The 17,737-nt window shown below is 66.7% G+C and carries 19 protein-coding genes; 18 read left to right on the top strand and 1 reads right to left on the bottom strand.

All coding sequences use genetic code 11. The features are described 5' to 3' along the window. Positions 1–80 precede the first annotated feature (80 nt). Positions 81–1,007, bottom strand: a complete 927-nt coding sequence (locus HPA02_RS03415; RefSeq protein ID WP_146801679.1) for a LysR family transcriptional regulator — start codon at positions 1,005–1,007, stop codon at positions 81–83. A gap of 151 nt (positions 1,008–1,158) precedes the next feature. Between HPA02_RS03415 and HPA02_RS03420 the strand changes: the two genes are divergently transcribed. The 18 genes from HPA02_RS03420 (at position 1,159) to HPA02_RS03505 (ending at position 17,731) form a co-directional block, all read left to right on the top strand. After that, positions 1,159–1,935, top strand: coding sequence for a ferredoxin--NADP reductase (locus HPA02_RS03420; RefSeq protein WP_146801680.1), 777 nt, complete (start codon positions 1,159–1,161; stop codon positions 1,933–1,935). 130 nt (positions 1,936–2,065) lie between these two features. Then, on the top strand, positions 2,066–2,857 hold the full coding sequence (locus HPA02_RS03425) for a GntR family transcriptional regulator (RefSeq protein ID WP_146801681.1): 792 nt from the start codon (positions 2,066–2,068) through the stop codon (positions 2,855–2,857). A 169-nt stretch (positions 2,858–3,026) separates the two neighbouring features. Next, positions 3,027–3,344, top strand: a complete 318-nt coding sequence (nirD, locus tag HPA02_RS03430; protein ID WP_146801682.1) for a nitrite reductase small subunit NirD — start codon at positions 3,027–3,029, stop codon at positions 3,342–3,344. Between the two features lie 5 nt (positions 3,345–3,349). Continuing rightward, entirely contained in the window at positions 3,350–3,658 is a 309-nt protein-coding gene (locus tag HPA02_RS03435; protein ID WP_146801683.1) for a recombinase-like helix-turn-helix domain-containing protein, read from the top strand. Positions 3,659–3,696: 38 nt separating this feature from the next. Beyond that, positions 3,697–4,728, top strand: coding sequence for a Rieske 2Fe-2S domain-containing protein (locus HPA02_RS03440; RefSeq protein ID WP_146801684.1), 1,032 nt, complete (start codon positions 3,697–3,699; stop codon positions 4,726–4,728). Between the two features lies 1 nt (position 4,729). Then, entirely contained in the window at positions 4,730–5,488 is a 759-nt protein-coding gene (locus HPA02_RS03445) for an SDR family oxidoreductase (RefSeq protein WP_146801685.1), read from the top strand. A gap of 12 nt (positions 5,489–5,500) precedes the next feature. Continuing rightward, positions 5,501–6,709 carry an NAD(P)/FAD-dependent oxidoreductase gene (locus tag HPA02_RS03450; RefSeq protein ID WP_146801686.1) on the top strand — a complete coding sequence of 403 codons (1,209 nt, stop codon included), beginning with the start codon at positions 5,501–5,503 and terminating at the stop codon, positions 6,707–6,709. Between the two features lie 50 nt (positions 6,710–6,759). Continuing rightward, positions 6,760–6,987: a DUF2798 domain-containing protein gene (locus HPA02_RS03455; RefSeq protein ID WP_146801687.1), complete on the top strand. Its 228-nt coding sequence runs from the start codon at positions 6,760–6,762 to the stop codon at positions 6,985–6,987. Positions 6,988–7,363: 376 nt separating this feature from the next. Continuing rightward, positions 7,364–8,491: an FAD-dependent monooxygenase gene (locus HPA02_RS03460; RefSeq protein ID WP_146801688.1), complete on the top strand. Its 1,128-nt coding sequence runs from the start codon at positions 7,364–7,366 to the stop codon at positions 8,489–8,491. A gap of 54 nt (positions 8,492–8,545) precedes the next feature. Further along, positions 8,546–9,526 (top strand): TRAP transporter substrate-binding protein DctP, encoded by a 981-nt coding sequence (gene dctP, locus HPA02_RS03465; protein ID WP_186809912.1) that lies wholly within the window; start codon positions 8,546–8,548, stop codon positions 9,524–9,526. Between the two features lie 73 nt (positions 9,527–9,599). Beyond that, complete coding sequence (locus HPA02_RS03470) at positions 9,600–10,112, top strand: TRAP transporter small permease (RefSeq protein ID WP_146801690.1); 513 nt, start codon at positions 9,600–9,602, stop codon at positions 10,110–10,112. A gap of 43 nt (positions 10,113–10,155) precedes the next feature. Further along, the gene (locus HPA02_RS03475; protein ID WP_146801691.1) at positions 10,156–11,472 is read left to right on the top strand and encodes a TRAP transporter large permease; all 1,317 of its coding nucleotides are present in this window, start codon (positions 10,156–10,158) and stop codon (positions 11,470–11,472) included. Between the two features lie 61 nt (positions 11,473–11,533). Beyond that, complete coding sequence (locus HPA02_RS03480) at positions 11,534–13,096, top strand: sulfatase-like hydrolase/transferase (RefSeq protein ID WP_146801692.1); 1,563 nt, start codon at positions 11,534–11,536, stop codon at positions 13,094–13,096. Positions 13,097–13,458: 362 nt separating this feature from the next. After that, complete coding sequence (locus tag HPA02_RS03485) at positions 13,459–14,271, top strand: IclR family transcriptional regulator (RefSeq protein ID WP_146801693.1); 813 nt, start codon at positions 13,459–13,461, stop codon at positions 14,269–14,271. Between the two features lie 72 nt (positions 14,272–14,343). Next, positions 14,344–15,276 (top strand): VOC family protein, encoded by a 933-nt coding sequence (locus tag HPA02_RS03490; protein WP_146801694.1) that lies wholly within the window; start codon positions 14,344–14,346, stop codon positions 15,274–15,276. A gap of 264 nt (positions 15,277–15,540) precedes the next feature. Beyond that, positions 15,541–16,062, top strand: a complete 522-nt coding sequence (locus HPA02_RS03495) for a cupin domain-containing protein (RefSeq protein WP_146801695.1) — start codon at positions 15,541–15,543, stop codon at positions 16,060–16,062. Between the two features lie 31 nt (positions 16,063–16,093). Further along, positions 16,094–16,927: an alpha/beta fold hydrolase gene (locus HPA02_RS03500; protein ID WP_146801696.1), complete on the top strand. Its 834-nt coding sequence runs from the start codon at positions 16,094–16,096 to the stop codon at positions 16,925–16,927. A gap of 9 nt (positions 16,928–16,936) precedes the next feature. After that, positions 16,937–17,731, top strand: a complete 795-nt coding sequence (locus tag HPA02_RS03505; RefSeq protein WP_146801697.1) for an SDR family oxidoreductase — start codon at positions 16,937–16,939, stop codon at positions 17,729–17,731. The last annotated feature ends 6 nt before the right edge of the window (positions 17,732–17,737 follow it).

Consider the following 17,737-nt stretch of genomic DNA (forward strand, 5'->3'; position numbering starts at 1 on the left):
AGTGCCTGCCCCCAGGAAAGCCCCGGGCCTCGACGGGAAAGTCGACGAAAATCATTCGCCTGGGGCTCGATTTCTTGCACTCAGGGGTAATAGGGCAGGGCGATCTGGTCGCTGCGCTCGACGCCCTCGGTCAGCTGCCGGCACAGCTTGAGGAATTCGCGCATCCCGGTGGTCAGGTACTTGTGACGGTGCCAGATAAAGGCGAACTGGCGGCGCAGGTCTAGCTCCGGGGTGGCGATGGGCACCAGGCTGCCGCGGCGGAAGGCGTCGCGCAGCGCCAGCCGCGACACGCAGCCGATGCCCAGCCCCGACTCCACGGCGCGCTTGATGCCCTCGGTATGCTCCAGCTCCAGCAGGGTATTGAAGCGCCCGCGGCGGTGACGGGCGGCGTGTTCCAGGGTCAGGCGGGTGCCGGAGCCCGGCTCGCGCATGATCCAGGCCTCGCGCATCAGCCGCTCCAGGGGCACCGCCTCGCCCGCCGCCAGGGGGTGCTCGGGGCCGCAGAATACCACCAGCTCGTCCTCCACCCAGGACTGCATCACCAGGTCCTCGTGCTGACAGTCTCCCTCGATCAGCCCCAGGTCCAGCTCGTGCTGGACGATGCGCTCGATGATGCCCTGGGTATTGCGCACCGAGAGGCGCACCCGGCTGCCCGGGTGGCGCTGCATGAAATCGCCGATCAGCAGGGTGGCCAGGTAGTTGCCGATGGTCAGGGTGGCGCCCACGTCCAGGGAGCCGACGCCGTGCTGGCCGCGCAGCAGTTCCTCGATCTCCTCGGCGCGGTCGAGTAGCGCCACCGCCTTGGGCAGCAACTGGAAGCCCAGGGCATTGAGCTTGAGGCGCTTGCCGATACGGTCCAGCAGCTGGCAGTCGAACTGGCGCTCCAGCTCCGCCAGGGCGGTGCTGGCCGCCGACTGGGAGAGGGCCAGGGCACGGGCCGCCCGGGAGACGCTCTCGTGCTGGGCCACGGCCACGAAGACCTCCAGCTGACGCAGGGTGTAACGCATAGGTGCCTCGCTCGGCAGGATCTTATATCTGTATTATAGATAAGCTTTATCCATACAATCCATTTAACAGATATGAGGTCGGCTCTTAGAATTAGCACAAAGATCAGCTTAGTCGCCTTATGCGCTAATCGAATATGAGAAGGAGTCGGTCGTGAGCAAGTTTGCCTCGGAAGAAGTCTTGAGCGTCCACCACTGGAACGACACCCTATTCAGCTTCCGCACCACCCGGGAGCGCAGCCTGCGCTTCAAGAACGGCCAGTTCGTGATGATCGGCCTGGAAGTGGACGGCAAGCCGCTGATGCGCGCCTACTCCATCGCCAGCCCCAACTACGAGGATCACTTGGAGTTCTTCAGCATCAAGGTGCCGGACGGCCCCCTGACCTCGCGGCTCCAGCACCTCAAGGTGGGCGACCATATCATGGTCAGCCGCAAGCCCACCGGCACCCTGGTCACCGACGACCTGCTGCCGGGGCGTAACCTCTACTTCCTGTCGACGGGCACCGGCCTGGCGCCCTTTATGAGCCTGATCCAGGACCCCGAGGTCTACGAGCGCTTCGAGAAGATCGTGCTGGTACACGGCGTGCGTACCGTCAGCGAGCTGGCCTACGCCGACTTCATCACCAAGGAACTGCCGGCCCACGAGTACCTGGGCGAGGAGATCAGCGAGAAGCTGGTCTACTACCCCACCGTGACCCGGGAAGAGTTCCACACCATGGGCCGCCTCACCGACCATATCCGCAACGGCAAGCTGTTCGAGGATACCGGCCTGCCGCCCCTCGATCCCAAGCAGGATCGCGCCATGATCTGCGGCAGCCCGGCCATGCTCGACGAGACCAGTGCCCTGCTCGATGACCTGGGTTTCAAGATCTCCCCGCGCATGGGCGAGCCCGGCGACTATGTGATCGAGCGCGCCTTCGTCGAGAAGTAAGCGTTACGTCATTAGCGCGAAGAAAAACCGCCCTCATGGCTCTGCCATGGGGGCGGTTCGCGTTCGGCCGGCTTTTCGCCGGCGCTTAGGCTGGTAGAATGCCGCCACTCCCCCAGGTGAAGGCGCAGCCGTGTTGACCCAGCTAGCCGAGCGTGTCGCTCGCCATCTCGAGGCCTCCCCCCGTACCCCCAAGTACCTCTGCCTGCGCGATGCCCTGGTCGAGCTGATCAACGAGGGCGAGCTGCCCGAGGGCACCCGGCTGCCCACCGAACAGGCCCTGGCCGAGGCGCTGCCGCTGAGCCTGGGCACGGTGCAGAAGGCGCTGCGCGACCTGGTGGAGAGCGGCGAGCTCTACCGCCGCCGGCGCCTGGGCACCTTCGTGGCCGCTGGCGACCATCGTCGCGAGATCACCACCCCGGCCTTCCACTTCCTGCGCCCCGATGGCTCCCCGGTTAAGCTGGTGTTTATCCGCCTGCTCAGGCGCGAGGCCCTGACTCGCCAGGGTGCCTGGGAAGCGGTGCTGGGCGAGTGCCGGAGCGGCTACCTGCATCTGGTGCGCCAGGACCGCATCGACGGCACCTTCGACTGCTATACCGAGATCTACCTGCGTGCCGACCAGGCCGGCGAGCTGATGCGCCTGCCCGCCGAGGCCCTGGAGCACGAGAGCGTGCTGCCGCTGCTGCAGCGCCTGGGGGTGGCGCCGACCCTGGCCGATAACCGCATCGGCCAGGGGCGCCTGCCCAAGGCGGTGGCGCGGGCCATCGTGCCGGAGCTGGCCGAGGCCCCGCCCCCGGGGATGCGCCTGGAGACCCGCTATCAGGATGGCGAGGGGCGCACCCTGGCGTGGCAGATTATGTACATTCCCCCCAACGATTACCGGCTGACCCTGACCACCCAGCTCCGCCAGTTCGCCGAAGGCTAGCCCCCTCTGTCCCTTTCTTTCTTGCGTCCTCGCCCGATGAATACTATATAGTATTGACAGGCGAGGCGGCTCGACTATACTCGCCTACATAGGATCAAATAATAAATCGTGTTTCATTATTGATACGCGAGCACGGACGACCCACGCATCCAATGATGAGGACGGCCCCATGAGTTGGACCCCTGTCTGCAAGACCGATCAGGTGCAGGAAGACTTCCCCTTCTCCGCCAAGCTGGGCGACAAGGAGATCGGCGTCTATGTGCTGGACGGCGAATACTACGCCCTCGAGGACGTCTGCCCCCACGCCTATGCGCTGCTCTCCCAGGGCTTCGTCGAGGATGGCCAGGTGGAGTGCCCGCTCCACGAGGCGGTATTCGACATCAAGACCGGCAAGTGCCTGCGCGAGCCCGCCGACCGGGACCTGCATGTCTACCCGGTACGCATCATCGACGACGAAATTCAGCTGCAAGTCAGCGAGGAGGCCTGATCGCCATGTCCACCACCCTCGACCATAACCCCGAGCTCAAGACCTGGGCGCGCATCATTCCCTCCTCGGAGCCGGGTCAGGGACATATCGAGCGCCCCGGCGGTTTCGACAACCGGGTCTGGCAGAACCGCCAGCGCTCCCCGGAGGCCTTCGAGCTGGCCCTGGTGGCGGCCCTGGAGGCCGTCTTCGAGAGTGGCGCCAGCGAGCTCGAGGCGGTGATCGCCGGGCTCAACGAGCGCCATAGCCAGGATCGCCAGGGCCAGCCCTGGACCCAGGAGAGCTTCCTCCAGGAGATGGCGGTGTTGGGCCAGTAAGGCCGCGCCCCGAGACAACGATAATCAAGGTGAGAGAGATGACGACAGCCGCTTCCATGGACGCCGACGTCCAAGACTATCTCGATACCGGCCTGCGCTCCCTGTGGTACCCGGTGGTGGCCAGCTGGGAGGTGGGCAGCAACCCCCTGGGCATCACCCGCCTGGGCGAGAACCTGGCCCTGTGGCGCGATCATGACGGCGTGGTGCACGCCATCGAAGACCGCTGCCCCCATCGCGGTGCCCGCCTCTCCAAGGGCTGGAACCTGGGCAATCGCCTGGCCTGCTGGTACCACGGCGTCGAGGTGGACGGCGAAGGCACCGTCTGCGACGTGCCGGCGATCAGCAACAGCCCCATGGTGGGCACCTCCTGCGTGCGCCACTACCCGGTGCAGGAAGCCCATGGCGCCATCTTCGTCTTCTTCGGCACCACTCCGGACGAGGAGCCACCGGCGCTGGAGCTGCCCGAGCAGCTCACCGACGAGGCCACCTACGGCAACTTCCTGTGCACCGCCACCTGGAAGTGCAACTACCAGTATGCGGTGGACAACGTCATGGACCCCATGCACGGCACCTACCTGCATGCGGATTCCCACTCCATGGCCGAGGGCGACCGCCAGGCGGAGATGGTGCTGGAGCCTACCGCGACCGGCTTCGTCTTCAAGAAGACCGGCCAGACCGGGGTCAACTTCGACTGGGTGGAGTACGGCAACGGCGGGGCCCTCTGGTTGCGCCTGTCGATTCCCTACCAGAAGCGCTTCGGGCCGGGCGGTCCCTTCTGGATCGTCGGCATGGCGGTCCCCGAAGACAAGGAGCACACCCGGGTGTTCTTCTGGCGGGTGCGCAAGGTCGACGGCTGGCAGCGCCAGGTGTGGCGCTTCTTCTACCGTACCAAGCTCGAGGGCCTGCACTGGGACGTGCTGGAGCAGGATCGCATCATCCTCGAGAACCTGGCGCCGGACGCCCGTCACCACGAGAACCTCTACCAGCACGACGTGGGCCTCTCGCGGCTGCGCCGGGTGATGCTGAAGATGGCCAAGGCGCAGCTCGCCAAGCGCCAGGAGGCGGCCTGAGATGGCCGGGCAGGGGCTGGCCGGCAAGCGGCTGATGATCACCGGCGCCGCCCGCGGCCTGGGGCGTAGCATCGCCGAGGCCGCCGCCGCCGAAGGCGCGCGCCTGGTGATCAGCGATATCCTCGAGGCGGAGCTGACCCAGACCGCCGCGGCGCTGCGCGAGAGCGGCGCCGAGGTGGAAGCGCTGGTGATCGATCAGGGCGATGTCGCCTCCATCGAGGCCGGCCTGGCGCGGGTCGCCGAGGGCGGGGCCCTGGATGGCCTGGTCAATAACGCCGCCATCGCCACCAATGTGGGCGGCAAGACCCTGGACGAGTACGACCCCGAGCTGTGGGACCGGGTCATGGCGGTGAACGTGCGCGGGGTCTGGCAGATGACCCGGGCGGCACGGCCACTGCTGGCCCAGGCCAAACGCGGCAAGGTGGTCAATGTGGCCTCCGACACCGCCCTCTGGGGGGCACCGCGGCTGATGGCCTATGTGGCCAGCAAGGGCGCGGTGATCTCGATGACTCGAGCCATGGCCCGGGAGCTGGGCGAGCAGGGCATCTGCATCAACGCCATCGCCCCGGGGCTGACCCACTGCGAGGCCACCGAGTACGTGCCCGAGGAGCGCTACGCCTACTATGCCGCCGGGCGCGCCCTCAAGGAGGAGCAGCACCCCCGGGACATCGACGGCACCGTGCTCTACCTGCTCTCGGACTGGTCGAACTTCGTGACCGGTCAGCTGATCCCCATCAACGGCGGCTTCGTCTTCAACTAGGGGGAAAGGACCATGTCCAGCGAGGAAATTTCCCGCATCGTGGTGATCGGCGGTGGCCAGGCCGGCGGCTACGCCTGCAAGGCGCTGCGCGGCGAGGGCTATACCGGTCGCCTCACGGTGGTGGCCGACGAGCCCCACGACTTCTACGAACGCCCGCCGCTCTCCAAGGGCGTGGTCACCGCGGACGAGCCGCTGCCGCGGCTCTTCCCGGAAGACAGCCTGGCGGCCCTCGATATCGACTGGCAACGGCCCAAGCGGGCTTCTGCCATCGATCGCGAGGCCCGGGAGGTGGTGCTCGACGATGGCCAGCGCCTGCCCTACGACCGGCTGCTGATCGCCACCGGCAGTCGGCCGCGGTTGCCGGTGGCCGAGTGGGCGGAGCTCGGCCGTGTGATGACCCTGCGCACCTGGGACGACGCCACCCGGCTCAAGGCGCGGCTCGCCGAGAGTCGTCGCCTGGGGGTGATTGGCGGCGGCTGGATCGGCCTGGAGGTGGCCTCCAGCGCTCGCAAGCTGGGCCTCGAGGTGGATGTCTTCGAGCGCGCCCCGGCCCTCTGCGGGCGCAGCGTGGGGCCGGAGGTGGCCGAGGCCATCCGCGGGCTCCATGAGCATCACGGCGTGGGCCTGGCGCTGAATCGCCAGGATATCCAGCTGAGCGAGGCGGCCGATGACCGGGTGACGATCACCGCCGATGGCGAGGCCCATGCGCCCTACGACCTGGTGGTGGTGGGCGTCGGCGTCGAGATCAACCTGGAGCTGGCTCGCGACGCGGGGCTGTGCACCGAGCAGGGCATCGTGGTGGACGCCGCCGGTCGGACCTCGGACCCGCGGATCTTCGCCGCCGGCGACGTCTCCCAGCACCCTCAACTGGGGCTCTGCCTGCAGTCCTGGGCCTATGCTCAGAACCAGGCCCGGGTGGTCGCCGATGCCATGCTCGGCAAGGCCGCCCACTACGACGAGCCGGCCTGGCTGTGGTCCGATCAGCACGGGGTCAATATCCAGATCCTCGGCGTGCCGAGCGGCGAGCTCCAGTGCGTGGTGCGCCATGAGGCCCAGGGACCGGTGTTCTTCTACCTGGACGAGGCCCAGCGTCTGGTGCAGATGGTGGCCTTCGACCAGCCGCGGGCCATCAAGCTGGGCAAACGCTGGATCGCCGCCGGGCGGGTGCTGGATGCCGCCGAGCTGGCCGATCCCGACTTCAACCTGATGTCGCTGCGTTAAGCGCCTGATCGGGGAGGGGCGTCGCGTCCCCTCCCGCCCCGGGAGTCCCTATGCTGATCCCGTCCCGCTACGGCCACTGGGTCGTCTCCGTGTTGATGACCACCTATATGGCGGGGCTGATGACCCTCGCCATCACCCTCGTCAATACCGGCCTGGATGGCGGTTTCCCCGGTCGCTGGGGGCGCTCCTTCCTGATCTCCTGGCCGATCGCCTTCGGCCTGATCACCCTGGGCCGCCCCCTGGTCCTGCGCCTGGCCGATAAGTTGATTCGGCACTGATTCCGCGGCCGCCTCCGGAGGCGTTGGTCGATGTCCGGCCGCCGGGGCCGCTCCTTCCTGAGCTCCTGGCCGACACGCTGATTCGTCATTGATCCTGTGCCTGGCCAGCCCCCGATCCGTTATCGTTCTTCCTCTCGCCAATGGCCGCCCCCTGTCTCGGGGCGGCCATTGGCGATTTCGATGTTTGACAAAGCCTCGGGCTCGACCTACAGTCTGACTATCAAATAATAAACTCTGTTTTATATATGAAATAAGGCGACCCAGAGAGATCGCCCGAGCAGAGTCAACGACGGAAGGACCTGCGCACTTCCCTGGCGCATCCCGGGAGCCGAGGCTCCCTCCAGGACGTTCCCAGTAGCTCAGAAACAGGTGGGGTATGACAAAGCTAAGAATTGGTATCTGTGGTGGTGGTGTGGGCGGTCTCTGTGCGGCCATCGCCCTGCGTGAGGCGGGCCACGAGGCCATCGTCTTCGAGCAGGCCAAGCAGTTCCTGCGCATCGGCGCCGATGTGAACCTGACGCCCAATGCGGTACGCGCCCTGGATCGCCTGGGCGTGGGCGACGTCCTGAGGGAGACCGCGGCACGGCCCACCCACCGCCTGAGTCGCACCTGGGACAGCGGCGAGATCACCTCCAAGCTGCCCATGAGCGATGCCGCCGAGGAGAAGTATGGCGCGCCCCAGCTGACCATTCACCGTGGCGACCTTCTCAAGGCGCTGGAAGCGAAGCTGCCGGCGTCGGCGATTCGCCTGGGCAGCAAGGTGTCCGGCGTCGAGGCCGGTGAACAGCCGGTGGTGCACTTCGAGGACGGCAGCAGCGAGCGCCTGGACGTGGTGATCGGCGCCGATGGCATTCACTCGGCGGTGCGTCGTTCCCTGTTCGGCGACGATAGCCCCGAGTTCACCGGCCTGGTCTCCTACCGGGCGGTGGTGCCGCGCAGCGCCGTGCCCGAGGTGGAGAACCTGGATGCCTTCACCAAGTGGTGGGGCGAGACCGCCGACAGTCAGGTGGTGGTCTTCCCGCTGACCCGTGGCGAGGAGGTCTTTATCTTCGCCACCACGCCCCAGGAGGGCTGGCGCGAGGAGTCCTGGACCCTGCCCGGTGACGTGGACGAGCTGCGCGACGTCTACAAGGATTTCCACCCTGATGTGCGTGCCCTGCTGGCGGCCTGCGACAGCGTCACCAAGTCGGCCCTCTATGTGCGCGAGCCCATGGAGCGCTGGTCCGAGGGCCATGTGACCATCCTCGGCGATGCCGCCCACCCCATGGTGCCCTTTATGGCCCAGGGCGCCTGCATGGCCATCGAAGACGCCGTGGTGCTGTCGCGTTGTCTGGCCGAGGCCGGGCGCGACGAGGTGCCGGCGGCCCTGGCCCGCTATGAGCAGGCCCGCCGCGAACGCACCGCCCAGGTGCAGCGAGGCTCCCGTGCCAATAATTGGCTCAAGGGCGAAGGTAATGCCGACTGGGTTTATGGGTATGATGCCTGGGGTGTGGCCCTGGACTGAGTGACGCCTGCGGTAACCACAACAACGAGAGCCACAATAATGAGAGAGAGTGCAATGAAAACAACGACTCTGACGTCCCTGGTGGCCGGTATTTCCCTGGCCGGCCTGAGTTTCACCGCTGCCGCCGATGAGGTGAGCCTCAACGTGGTGAGCTTCACGCCCAAGACGGCGGCGGTCTCCGCCGGCTTCGAGCACTTCGTGAATGCGGTGAACGAGGAGTTTGCGGGCGAGCTGTCGCTGAACTGGCGCGGGGGCCCCGAGGTGATGCCGCCCTTCCGCCTGGCCGATGCGGTGCGCAACAACTCCATCGACATGGCGCTGATCAGCCCCAGCTACTACTCCGGCCTGGTGCCCTCCTCGAGCAGCGCCAACTTCTCCTTCAAGAACTACGAGGAGATCCTCGAGAGCGGCTACTATGACCGCATGACCGAGATCCACGCCGAGCGCGGCCTGCGCTACCTGGGCGAGATCCCGGCCACCGACGTCAAGTTCTTCCTCTTCTTCCAGGATCGCGTCGACGGCATCGATGACCTGGCCGGCAAGCGTATCCGCGTCTTCCCCACCGGCCTGCCGTTTATCGAGGCGCTGGGGGCCAATGGCCTGGTGCTGCCCATCGGTGAGATCTATACCGCCATGGAACGGGGCGCCATCGATGGCTTCATGCAGGGTAACCTGGGCTGGGCCGAGCAGTACGAGGACGTGGTCAACTACTACATCACGCCGCCCTTCTACCGTGCCGGCTTCAGCATCCTGGTCAGCGAGCGGGCCTGGGAGCGCCTGCCCGAGGAACTGCGTGGCGAGCTCCAGGACTACGTACGCAACACCCTGGGGCCGGAACTCGACCAGAGCTGGGGCGACGTGATCGCCGCCGGTAACGCCGAGGTGGAGGCCGCCGGCTTCGAGGAGATCGCCCTGGAAGGCGAAGAGGCCGAGCGTTACCTGGAGATCGCCATCGACGCTGCCTGGGAGCATATGCAGGAGCAGATCGGCGACGACGAGCTGACCGCGGAGCTGCGCTCCATGCTGGTGGAGTGATCCACCCCGGCGGGGCGCCCTATCCCATCCTGGATGGGGCGCCTCCGACTTTTTCTATCTCAGGTGGCTCGATATGCAACAGTCACTCTCTCGCGGTTCCTCTCCCCTGGCACTCCTGATGCGGGGCGTGAGCCGTTTGAACCTTTACCTGGCAGGTTTCAGTGCCTTCGTTTTGCTGGCCGCCACGGCGGCGGTCTTCTGCGAGATCCTGTCGCGACTCTTCTTCGGCAAGTCGCTGGTCTGGGTGGTGGAGCTCAGCGGCTACTCGCTGCTTTACATGACCTTCCTGGGGGCGCCCTACCTGCTGGAAAAGAATCGCCACGTGGCCATCGATATCGTCACCGAGCACCTGCCGCCGCGGCTGCAGATGCCGCTGGCGTTCCTGGTGGCCCTGTTCGGGGCGGCCATCTGTCTCTATGCCGCCTGGTATGGCCTGGCGGTGACCCTCGACCAGTTCCAGTACGGTTCCCGCGAGACCACCGTGCTGGCGCCGCGCAGCTATCTGCTCACCTGGGTCTTTCCCCTGGGCATGGTGCTGCTCTCCATCCAGTTCGTGGCACAGGCCGTGGCCTGTCTGAAGCGCTGACCCCGTCGGCTCACCCGACTCGGGCCCCCTGTGGAGGTATGTTATGGATTGGTGGCTAACGCTATCGCTTATTCTCGGCGCCCTGCTGGTATTGATGATGCTGGGGCTGCCGGTGGCCTTTGCCTTTCTGGCGGTGAACCTGGTGGGCGCCTATGCCTTCTTGGGCGGCACCTCCGGCATCGAGCAGCTGGTGATCAACACCACCGATGCCCTGACCAGTTTCACCCTGGTGCCCATCGCCATGTTCATGATCATGGGCGAGGTGATGTTCCGTTCCGGTATCGCCAATGACCTGATGGACACCCTCGACAAGTGGTTCGGCAAGCTCAAGGGTCGCCTGGCCTTTATGGCGGTGGGGGGCGGCGTGCTCTTCTCCACCCTGACCGGCAACAGCATGGGCGCCATCGCCCTGTTGGGCTCCAGCCTGGTACCGGAAATGGAGCGCCGCGGTTACAAGAAACCCATGTCCCTGGGCCCGATCATCGGCTCCGCGGGCCTGGCCATCATGATTCCGCCCAGCGCCCTGGCGGTGGTGCTGGGGGTGGTGGCGGAGCTCTCCATCGGCCGGCTGCTGATCGCCATCATCCTGCCGGGCCTGCTGATGGCGGTGCTCTATGCCCTCTATATCTGGGGGCGCTGCACCTTGCAGCCCGACCTGGCGCCCACCTTCGAGGTGCAGCCCACGCCGCTCCGGGTCAAGGTGGAGGCGGGCATTCGCAACATCCTGCCGATCGGCTTTATCGTCTTCGCCGTGGTCGGGGTGATCTTTCTCGGCCTGGCCACGCCCACCGAGGCGGCGGCCTCCGGCGCCGTGGCCACCATCCTGCTGGCCCTGGCCAAGCGTCGCCTGACGGTGGAGAACTTCCGGGTCTCCATGTTCGAGAGCGCCAATATCTCGGTGATGGTGCTGCTGATCGTCGCCGGGGCGGTGGCCTTCAGCCAGCTGCTGGCCTTTACCGGCACCACCTTCGGCATGATGGACGCGGTGCTCTCCCTGCCACTGAACGACCATATGATCGTGCTGGCCATGGTGCTCACCGTGGTGCTGCTGGGCATGTTCATGGGGCCGCTGCCGATCATGCTGATCACCCTGCCGATCTTCGTGCCGGTGGTGGAGCAGCTAGGCTTCGATACCATCTGGTTCGCGGTGCTCTTCCTGCTGGCCATCGAGACCGGTTCCACCTCGCCGCCGCTGGGCGCGGCCCTGTTCGTGATGAAGGCGGTGGCCCCCCAGGGCACCACCATGGGCAGCATCTACAAGGCCGCCATTCCCTTCCTGGTCTGTGACTTCGTGGCCATCGCCATCATCTTCGCCTTCCCGCAGATCGTTACCGTGCCGGTTAGCTGGATGTTCGGCTGATCGCGCCGCTCTGGCCCCGGCCGCCCCGCCGGGACCGGAGCCTCGGCCCCGGAGAGTCCCGATGCGACGCCCCAATTTCGTGATCTTTATCACCGACCAGCAGCGTGCCGATCACCTCGGCTGCTATGGCAACCCCACTGTCAGGACGCCGCATATCGATGCCCTGGCCGCGGCCGGGGTGCGCTTCGAGCGCTTCCACGTGGTCACGCCGATCTGCCAGCCCAACCGGGCGGCCCTGGTCACCGGCCAGATGCCCTCGGTGAACGGGGTGCGCCAGAACGGCATTCCCCTGGGGCTCGATAGCCTGACCTTCGCCGAGGTGCTGCGCGGAGAGGGCTACCGCACCGGCTATATCGGCAAGGCACACTTCCAGAACGTCACCGATATCCCGGCGCCGCCGCGGGTCCCGGGCGGGGTGGGGGACACGCCGGAACTCGTCCTGAGCCGGCGCGACCAGCGTCAGGGCCCCGACTATGGCTGGGAGGTGCGGCGTCGCTGGGCCGAGCAGCCCGGCCTCACCCTGTCCGGTCCCTACTACGGCTTCGAGCGGGTGCGACTGTGCATCGGCCACGGGGACCTAGTGGATGGCCACTACACCGCCTGGCTGAACGAGCGCCACCCCGATCCGGCCGCGCTGCGCGGGCCCGCCAACGCCCTGGCGTCGACGGTGACGGCCCCCCAGTGCTGGCGTACCGCCGTGCCCGAGGCGCTCTATCCCACCCGCTATGTTCAGGAGCAGGCCTGCGACTTCCTCGCCGAGCAGGACGCCGAGACCCCCTTCGTGCTGGTGGTCTCCTTTCCCGACCCCCATCACCCCTTCACCCCGCCGGGCCGCTACTGGTCGATGTATGACCCGGACGAGGTGGATCTGCCGGCCTCCTTCCACCATCCGGTGGAAGCCATCGAGGGGCTGCCCGCCTCGGCCCTGGAGGCCTACCGCTGGGGCGCCGAGGACCCGGAGAGCCACTGGCCCTTCGCGGTGAGCGAGCGCCAGGCCCGGGAGATCATCGCCCTCAACTACGGCAGCATCAGCATGGTCGACGATGCCGTGGGCGAGGTGCTGGCCGCCCTCAAGGCCCAGGGCCTCGCCGACGATACCGTGGTGGCCTTCACCTCGGACCATGGCGACTACATGGGCGATCACGGCAGCATGCTCAAGATGGGCCTGCACTTCCAGAGCGTGCTGCGGGTGCCGCTGATCTGGCATGATCCGCGGCGGCCAGGCGAGGGTGAGGTTTCCGAGCGCCTCGGCAGCGCCATCGACCTGGCCCCGACGCTGCTACAGCGGGCCGGCCTCAGGGTGCCGATCGGCATGCAGGGCCAGGACCTGTTCGGCGAGGTGCCGGCACCGGACGTGCTGGTGGAGGACCCGGGCATCCGGGTGTTCCGCGACAGCGAGGCGCGGGCGAGCATCATCAGCCTGGTCACCGAGCGCTGGCGGCTGAGCCTCTTCGAGGGCGAGGCGGGGGGCGAGCTCTATGACCTCAAGGCCGACCCCCATGAGCTCAGCAACCGCTGGGGCGATCCCGCCTACCAGGCGGTGCGTCTCGACCTCCAGGCACGACTGAGCCAGCGTTTGATCGCCCTGCGCGACCGCAGCCTGGTGGCCACGGCCCGCGCCTGATCCCTCCGTCGCGTCGTTTTTCTCCCCAAGCCTGTCTACCGCACCCTCGGCTGTCGCCGAGGGTGTCGGGAATCACTATATAAATCAGCGAATTACGCTTGACATTTTGCATGGGATCGAGCCTTGACAAGGGCCCGATAACCACCTATCTTGGTTGTATCAAATAATAAATCGTATTTCATATTTGAAATTTACCGAGGCGGGCCGCGAGGCCGCCGAAACACCGGACGAGATCGACTCTCCCAGGGCCATGGCCGCGGAAGCGACTCGCGGTGCCAGACGACCGAGGCGCGCAGACATGCCGCGCGACAGAGGCAGGGGTATGCTGGTACCCGAATGGCCAACCACGGAGAGCACGCCCTATGAGCAATAAAGACGAGCGCAAATACCTGATCCCCGGCCTGGAGCGGGGCCTGACGATCCTGATGGAGCTGAGTCGCAGCCATCGCGAGATGAGCTTCGCCGAGATCGCCAAGCGGGTGGATATTCCCAAGGCCACCGCCTACCGGGCCATCCAGACCCTCGAGTACATGGGTTTCCTGCGCCGTCACCCCACCACGGGGCACTACTCCCTGGGGGTCAATGTGCTGCGTCTGGGCTTCGAGTACGTGGCGTCCCTGGACGTGGTGCAGGTGGGGCAACCGGTGATCGAGTCGCTGCGCGATGCCACCGGCTGCTCCAGCCATATCGCCATCCGCGATGGCCAGGACGTCATCTACGTGGCCCGGGTCAGTGCCGCCAACGCCACGGTGCGGCGGGTCAGCGTCGGCACCCGGCTGCCGGTGCACCGCACCTCCCTGGGGCGGATGCTGCTCACCGGGCTGAGCCGCGCGGAGTTCGAGGCCCTCTACCCGGATGACGAGCTGCCGGATGCCAAACCGGGCTCGCCGGACAGCCGCGAGGCGTTGTGGGAGCTGGTGCAGGCGGATCGCCGGCGGGGCTATGTGGTGGCGGAGTCCTATTTCCAGTTCGGCATCTCCTCCATCGTTTACCCGATCTACAACGCCGACGGCGAGATCGAGGCGGTGGTCAGCATCATGGTGCCGGTGCACGAGATCCCCGCCGAGGAGCGGGAGCGGCTGCGCGGTCATGTGGCCGAGGCCTCCGAGACCATCTCCGGCCTGCTGGGCCACCAGGGGAGTGCCTCGGGACGAAACCTGGGGCAGGAGCCCTAGCACCAGAGACAAGGGTCGGCGTCAGACGCCGAGCCACGAGTAACCAGCGCGTCGAGGACGCAGGAGAGAGCGATGAGCATCGTGGGTATCGAAGAGTTGGAGTTTGGCGTCGAGGATCTTGATGCCGCCAAGCGGTTCCTGGAAGACTTCGGCCTAAGCGCCGCCGGCAGTGACGCCCAGGGGCGGGACGTCTTCGAGACCCTGGATGGCGCGCGCCTCAGCGTGGCCGGCGTGGATCATCCCAGCCTGCCCAGCGCCTTCGAGGAGGGCTCCACCCTGCGCCGCATGACCTGGGGAGTCGCCGACGGCGAAGCCCTCGAGGCCCTCAAGGCGCGCCTGGCCGACCAACCCGGCTATGTCGACCAGGGCGACGCCATCCAGTGCACCGACCCCAACGGCATGACGGTGCGCATTCGCGTCACCGGCCTGCGCGACGTCCAGCTTGAGGTGACCCCCATCAACCAGTGGGGCGACATGCGCCGGGTCGATGCGCCGAGCCCGGTCTACGAGCGGGCCACTCCGGCCTCCATCGGCCATGCGGTCTTCTTCGTCGATGACCTGGAGGCCACCGAGGCCTTCTACCGCGATACCCTGGGCTTCGCCGTCTCCGACCGCTACACCGACCGCGGCGTCTTCCTGCGCATGCAGGCCCGGGGCGGTCACCACAACCTCTTCCTGCTCAAGCTGCCGCACCGCGGTCGGGGCCTCAACCACGTGGCCTTTACCGTGCGCGATATCCACGAGGTGATCGGCGGCGGCCTGGCCATGAACCGCAAGCAGTGGAGTACCTTCCTGGGCCCGGGCCGGCATCCGGTCTCCTCCGCCTACTTCTGGTACGTGAACAGCCCCCTGGGCGGTGCCTTCGAGTACTACACCAACGAGGACTACCTCACCGAGGCGTGGCAGGCGCGCGAGATGCAGCACTCCCTGGCGTCCTTTACCGAGTGGGCCATCGAGGGCGGCATCGACGCCGAGACCCGTCGCCAGAAGAAGAGCGAGGCCTGACGGTTACTTCGGTTTATATAAAGTAATAACGACCCTGGCGAACAATGCCTAGTGAACTAGGAGGGTACGACTCGATAACGAGACAATAACGCCCGAATACTTATTCAACGCCTCGATCATCGATTAATGAATAGGTCGATTGCCGCTTCGCCGGCGATCCGGGGACTCCTTTGTCTCGAAAGCCGCGAGTCGTCATTGATGGACCCTGGTGGGTCACGATATTTCCCGGAAAGTTTCCGTGGACACCGACAAGAGGAAACGACGATGTCAGAGATGCTCGAAACCTGGAAGAAGCCCGACGATCTCTCCTTCCAAGAGTGGATGGAAACCCGCGTGGCTCGTTTCAAGGGGCGCAAGTACGACTGGAACGCCCTGAAGTTTCAGGCCGATTTCGACCCCAAGTATCGCCGTGCCCAGATGCGTTATATCGGCACCGGTGCCACCGGCGTCAAGGCGGACACCAATACCATTCCCGCCGAGCACTTTACTTTCTCCACCATGGTGCTGCCGTCCAAGTGCGAAGGACCGCTGCATGTGCATGACGACGTGGAAGAGGTCTTCTTCGTGCTCAAGGGCACCATCACCCTCTTCCTCAAGGACGGCGACGATTATATGGAGACGGTGCTCGAGGAGCGTGACGTCATCTCCATTCCGCCGCGTATCTATCGGGGGCTGTTCAACCATGGCGAGGAAGAGGCGCTGATGTGCGTGATGCTGGGCACGCCCAAGCCGCAGATCCCCACCTATCCGGAGGATCACCCCCTCTCCAAGGTCAAGCGCAACTAAGCCCGTCAGCGGCTACCCGAGGAGGACCATCGTGGACGCCAAACGCCTCACTCTCGATAGCGGAGTCCAGTGCTACCGCGAGCAGCCACGGCCCGAGCCGGCCCCGACCCTGGTGCTGCTGCACGGCATCAGCTCCGGCGCCGGTTCCTGGGCGAAGCTCGCCGAGCATCTGCCCGGCTACCGCCTGCTGGCCTGGGATGCCCCGGGCTACGGCGACAGCCGTCCGCTGCCGGCCAAGGCGCCCAGCGCGGCGGACTATGCCCAGCGCCTGGAGGCCTGGCTGGCCGGGCTCGGCATCGAGCGCTGCGTGCTGGTGGGGCACTCCCTGGGGGCCATGATGGCCGGCGCCTACCTGGCGTCCTACCCCGGCCGGGTGGCCGGGGTGGTGTTGGCGGACCCGGCCCAGGGCTACGGCGATGCCGATGAGGCCAAGCGCGACGAGGTCTACCGCAGTCGCTGGACTCAGTTGATGACGCAGGGGCATGGCGCCTATGCCCGGGCCCGGGCACCGCGGCTGCTGCGCGAGGACGCCGAGCCGGCGGATGTCGCTCGGGTCGAGGCGGAGATGGGCAAGCTTCATGTGGAGGGCTTCGCCCAGGCCGGCTGGATGCTCGCCAATGACCAACTGGGCGACTACCTGGCGGCGACGCCAGCGGTGCCGGCCCTGGTGGTGTGCGGCGACGAGGATCGCATCACCCCGCCGGAGGATGCCCGGGCCCTGGCCGATCGCCTGGGGCTGCCCTACCGGGATATCCCGCGGGCCGGCCACGCCAGCTATATCGATGCCCCCGCGGCCTTCGCCGCGGCCCTCGACGACTTCGCCCGCCCGCTGTTCGGCGGGGCGGCCGCCCCCGAGATTTCCTAGGAGAGTCCCATGAGTTTCCTGATCGAACGACGCGTCGCCGTGGTCACCGGCGGTTCCTCCGGCATCGGCCTGGAGGCGGTGCGCCTGCTGCTGGCGCAGGGCGCCCGGGTGGCCTTCTGCGGCCGCAATCGCGAGCGCCTCGCCGCCGCCGAGGCCGAGCTGCGCGCCGCCTTTCCCGAGGCCGAGCTGCTGAGCCAGGCCTGCGATGTGTTGGACGAGGCCTCCTGCGCCGACTTCGCCGCCGCGGTGGCCGAGCGCTTCGGCGGCGCCGATATGCTGATCGCCAACGCCGGCCAGGGCTATGTGGCCCACTACGACGACACGCCCAAGGAGGCCTGGCTCGCCGAGGCCAACCTCAAGCTGTTCGGGGTGATCAACCCGCTGAATGCCTTCCGAGGCCAGCTGGCCGCCTCCGAGATCGGCTCGCTGACCTGCGTCAACTCCCTACTGGCGCTGCAGCCGGAGCCGCACATGATCGCCACCTCGGCGGCCCGGGCGGCGCTGCTCAACCTGACCCATTCGCTGGCCCACGAGCTGATCGACGAGGGCATCCGCGTCAACTCCATCCTGCTGGGCATGGTGGAGTCGGGCCAGTGGCGGCGCCGCTTCGAGGCCCGCGACGACCAGTCGCTGAGCTGGGAGCAGTGGATCGCCGGCATCGCCACCAAGCGCGGCATTCCCATGAAACGCCTGGGGCGCCCCGAGGAGCCGGCCCGCGCCCTGGTGTTCCTGGCCTCGCCCCTGGCCTCCTTTACCACCGGCGCCGCCCTGGACGTCTCCGGTGGCTTTAACCACCACCTTTAAGCCGAG

Origin of the sequence: Bisbaumannia pacifica, assembly GCF_007989625.1 — a bacterium.
Classification (GTDB): Bacteria; Pseudomonadota; Gammaproteobacteria; order Pseudomonadales; family Halomonadaceae; genus Bisbaumannia; species Bisbaumannia pacifica.

What these genes read in the sequence shown, in the direction of transcription:
- HPA02_RS03415 (WP_146801679.1), bottom strand. Translation starts at nt 1,007, where the DNA reads ATGCGTTACACCCTGCGTCAGCTGGAGGTCTTCGTGGCCGTGGCCCAG.
- nirD (WP_146801682.1), top strand. Translation starts at nt 3,027, where the DNA reads ATGAGTTGGACCCCTGTCTGCAAGACCGATCAGGTGCAGGAAGACTTC.
- HPA02_RS03435 (WP_146801683.1), top strand. Translation starts at nt 3,350, where the DNA reads ATGTCCACCACCCTCGACCATAACCCCGAGCTCAAGACCTGGGCGCGC.
- HPA02_RS03440 (WP_146801684.1), top strand. Translation starts at nt 3,697, where the DNA reads ATGACGACAGCCGCTTCCATGGACGCCGACGTCCAAGACTATCTCGAT.
- HPA02_RS03445 (WP_146801685.1), top strand. Translation starts at nt 4,730, where the DNA reads ATGGCCGGGCAGGGGCTGGCCGGCAAGCGGCTGATGATCACCGGCGCC.
- HPA02_RS03450 (WP_146801686.1), top strand. Translation starts at nt 5,501, where the DNA reads ATGTCCAGCGAGGAAATTTCCCGCATCGTGGTGATCGGCGGTGGCCAG.
- HPA02_RS03455 (WP_146801687.1), top strand. Translation starts at nt 6,760, where the DNA reads ATGCTGATCCCGTCCCGCTACGGCCACTGGGTCGTCTCCGTGTTGATG.
- HPA02_RS03460 (WP_146801688.1), top strand. Translation starts at nt 7,364, where the DNA reads ATGACAAAGCTAAGAATTGGTATCTGTGGTGGTGGTGTGGGCGGTCTC.
- dctP (WP_186809912.1), top strand. Translation starts at nt 8,546, where the DNA reads ATGAAAACAACGACTCTGACGTCCCTGGTGGCCGGTATTTCCCTGGCC.
- HPA02_RS03470 (WP_146801690.1), top strand. Translation starts at nt 9,600, where the DNA reads ATGCAACAGTCACTCTCTCGCGGTTCCTCTCCCCTGGCACTCCTGATG.
- HPA02_RS03475 (WP_146801691.1), top strand. Translation starts at nt 10,156, where the DNA reads ATGGATTGGTGGCTAACGCTATCGCTTATTCTCGGCGCCCTGCTGGTA.
- HPA02_RS03480 (WP_146801692.1), top strand. Translation starts at nt 11,534, where the DNA reads ATGCGACGCCCCAATTTCGTGATCTTTATCACCGACCAGCAGCGTGCC.
- HPA02_RS03485 (WP_146801693.1), top strand. Translation starts at nt 13,459, where the DNA reads ATGAGCAATAAAGACGAGCGCAAATACCTGATCCCCGGCCTGGAGCGG.
- HPA02_RS03490 (WP_146801694.1), top strand. Translation starts at nt 14,344, where the DNA reads ATGAGCATCGTGGGTATCGAAGAGTTGGAGTTTGGCGTCGAGGATCTT.
- HPA02_RS03495 (WP_146801695.1), top strand. Translation starts at nt 15,541, where the DNA reads ATGTCAGAGATGCTCGAAACCTGGAAGAAGCCCGACGATCTCTCCTTC.
- HPA02_RS03505 (WP_146801697.1), top strand. Translation starts at nt 16,937, where the DNA reads ATGAGTTTCCTGATCGAACGACGCGTCGCCGTGGTCACCGGCGGTTCC.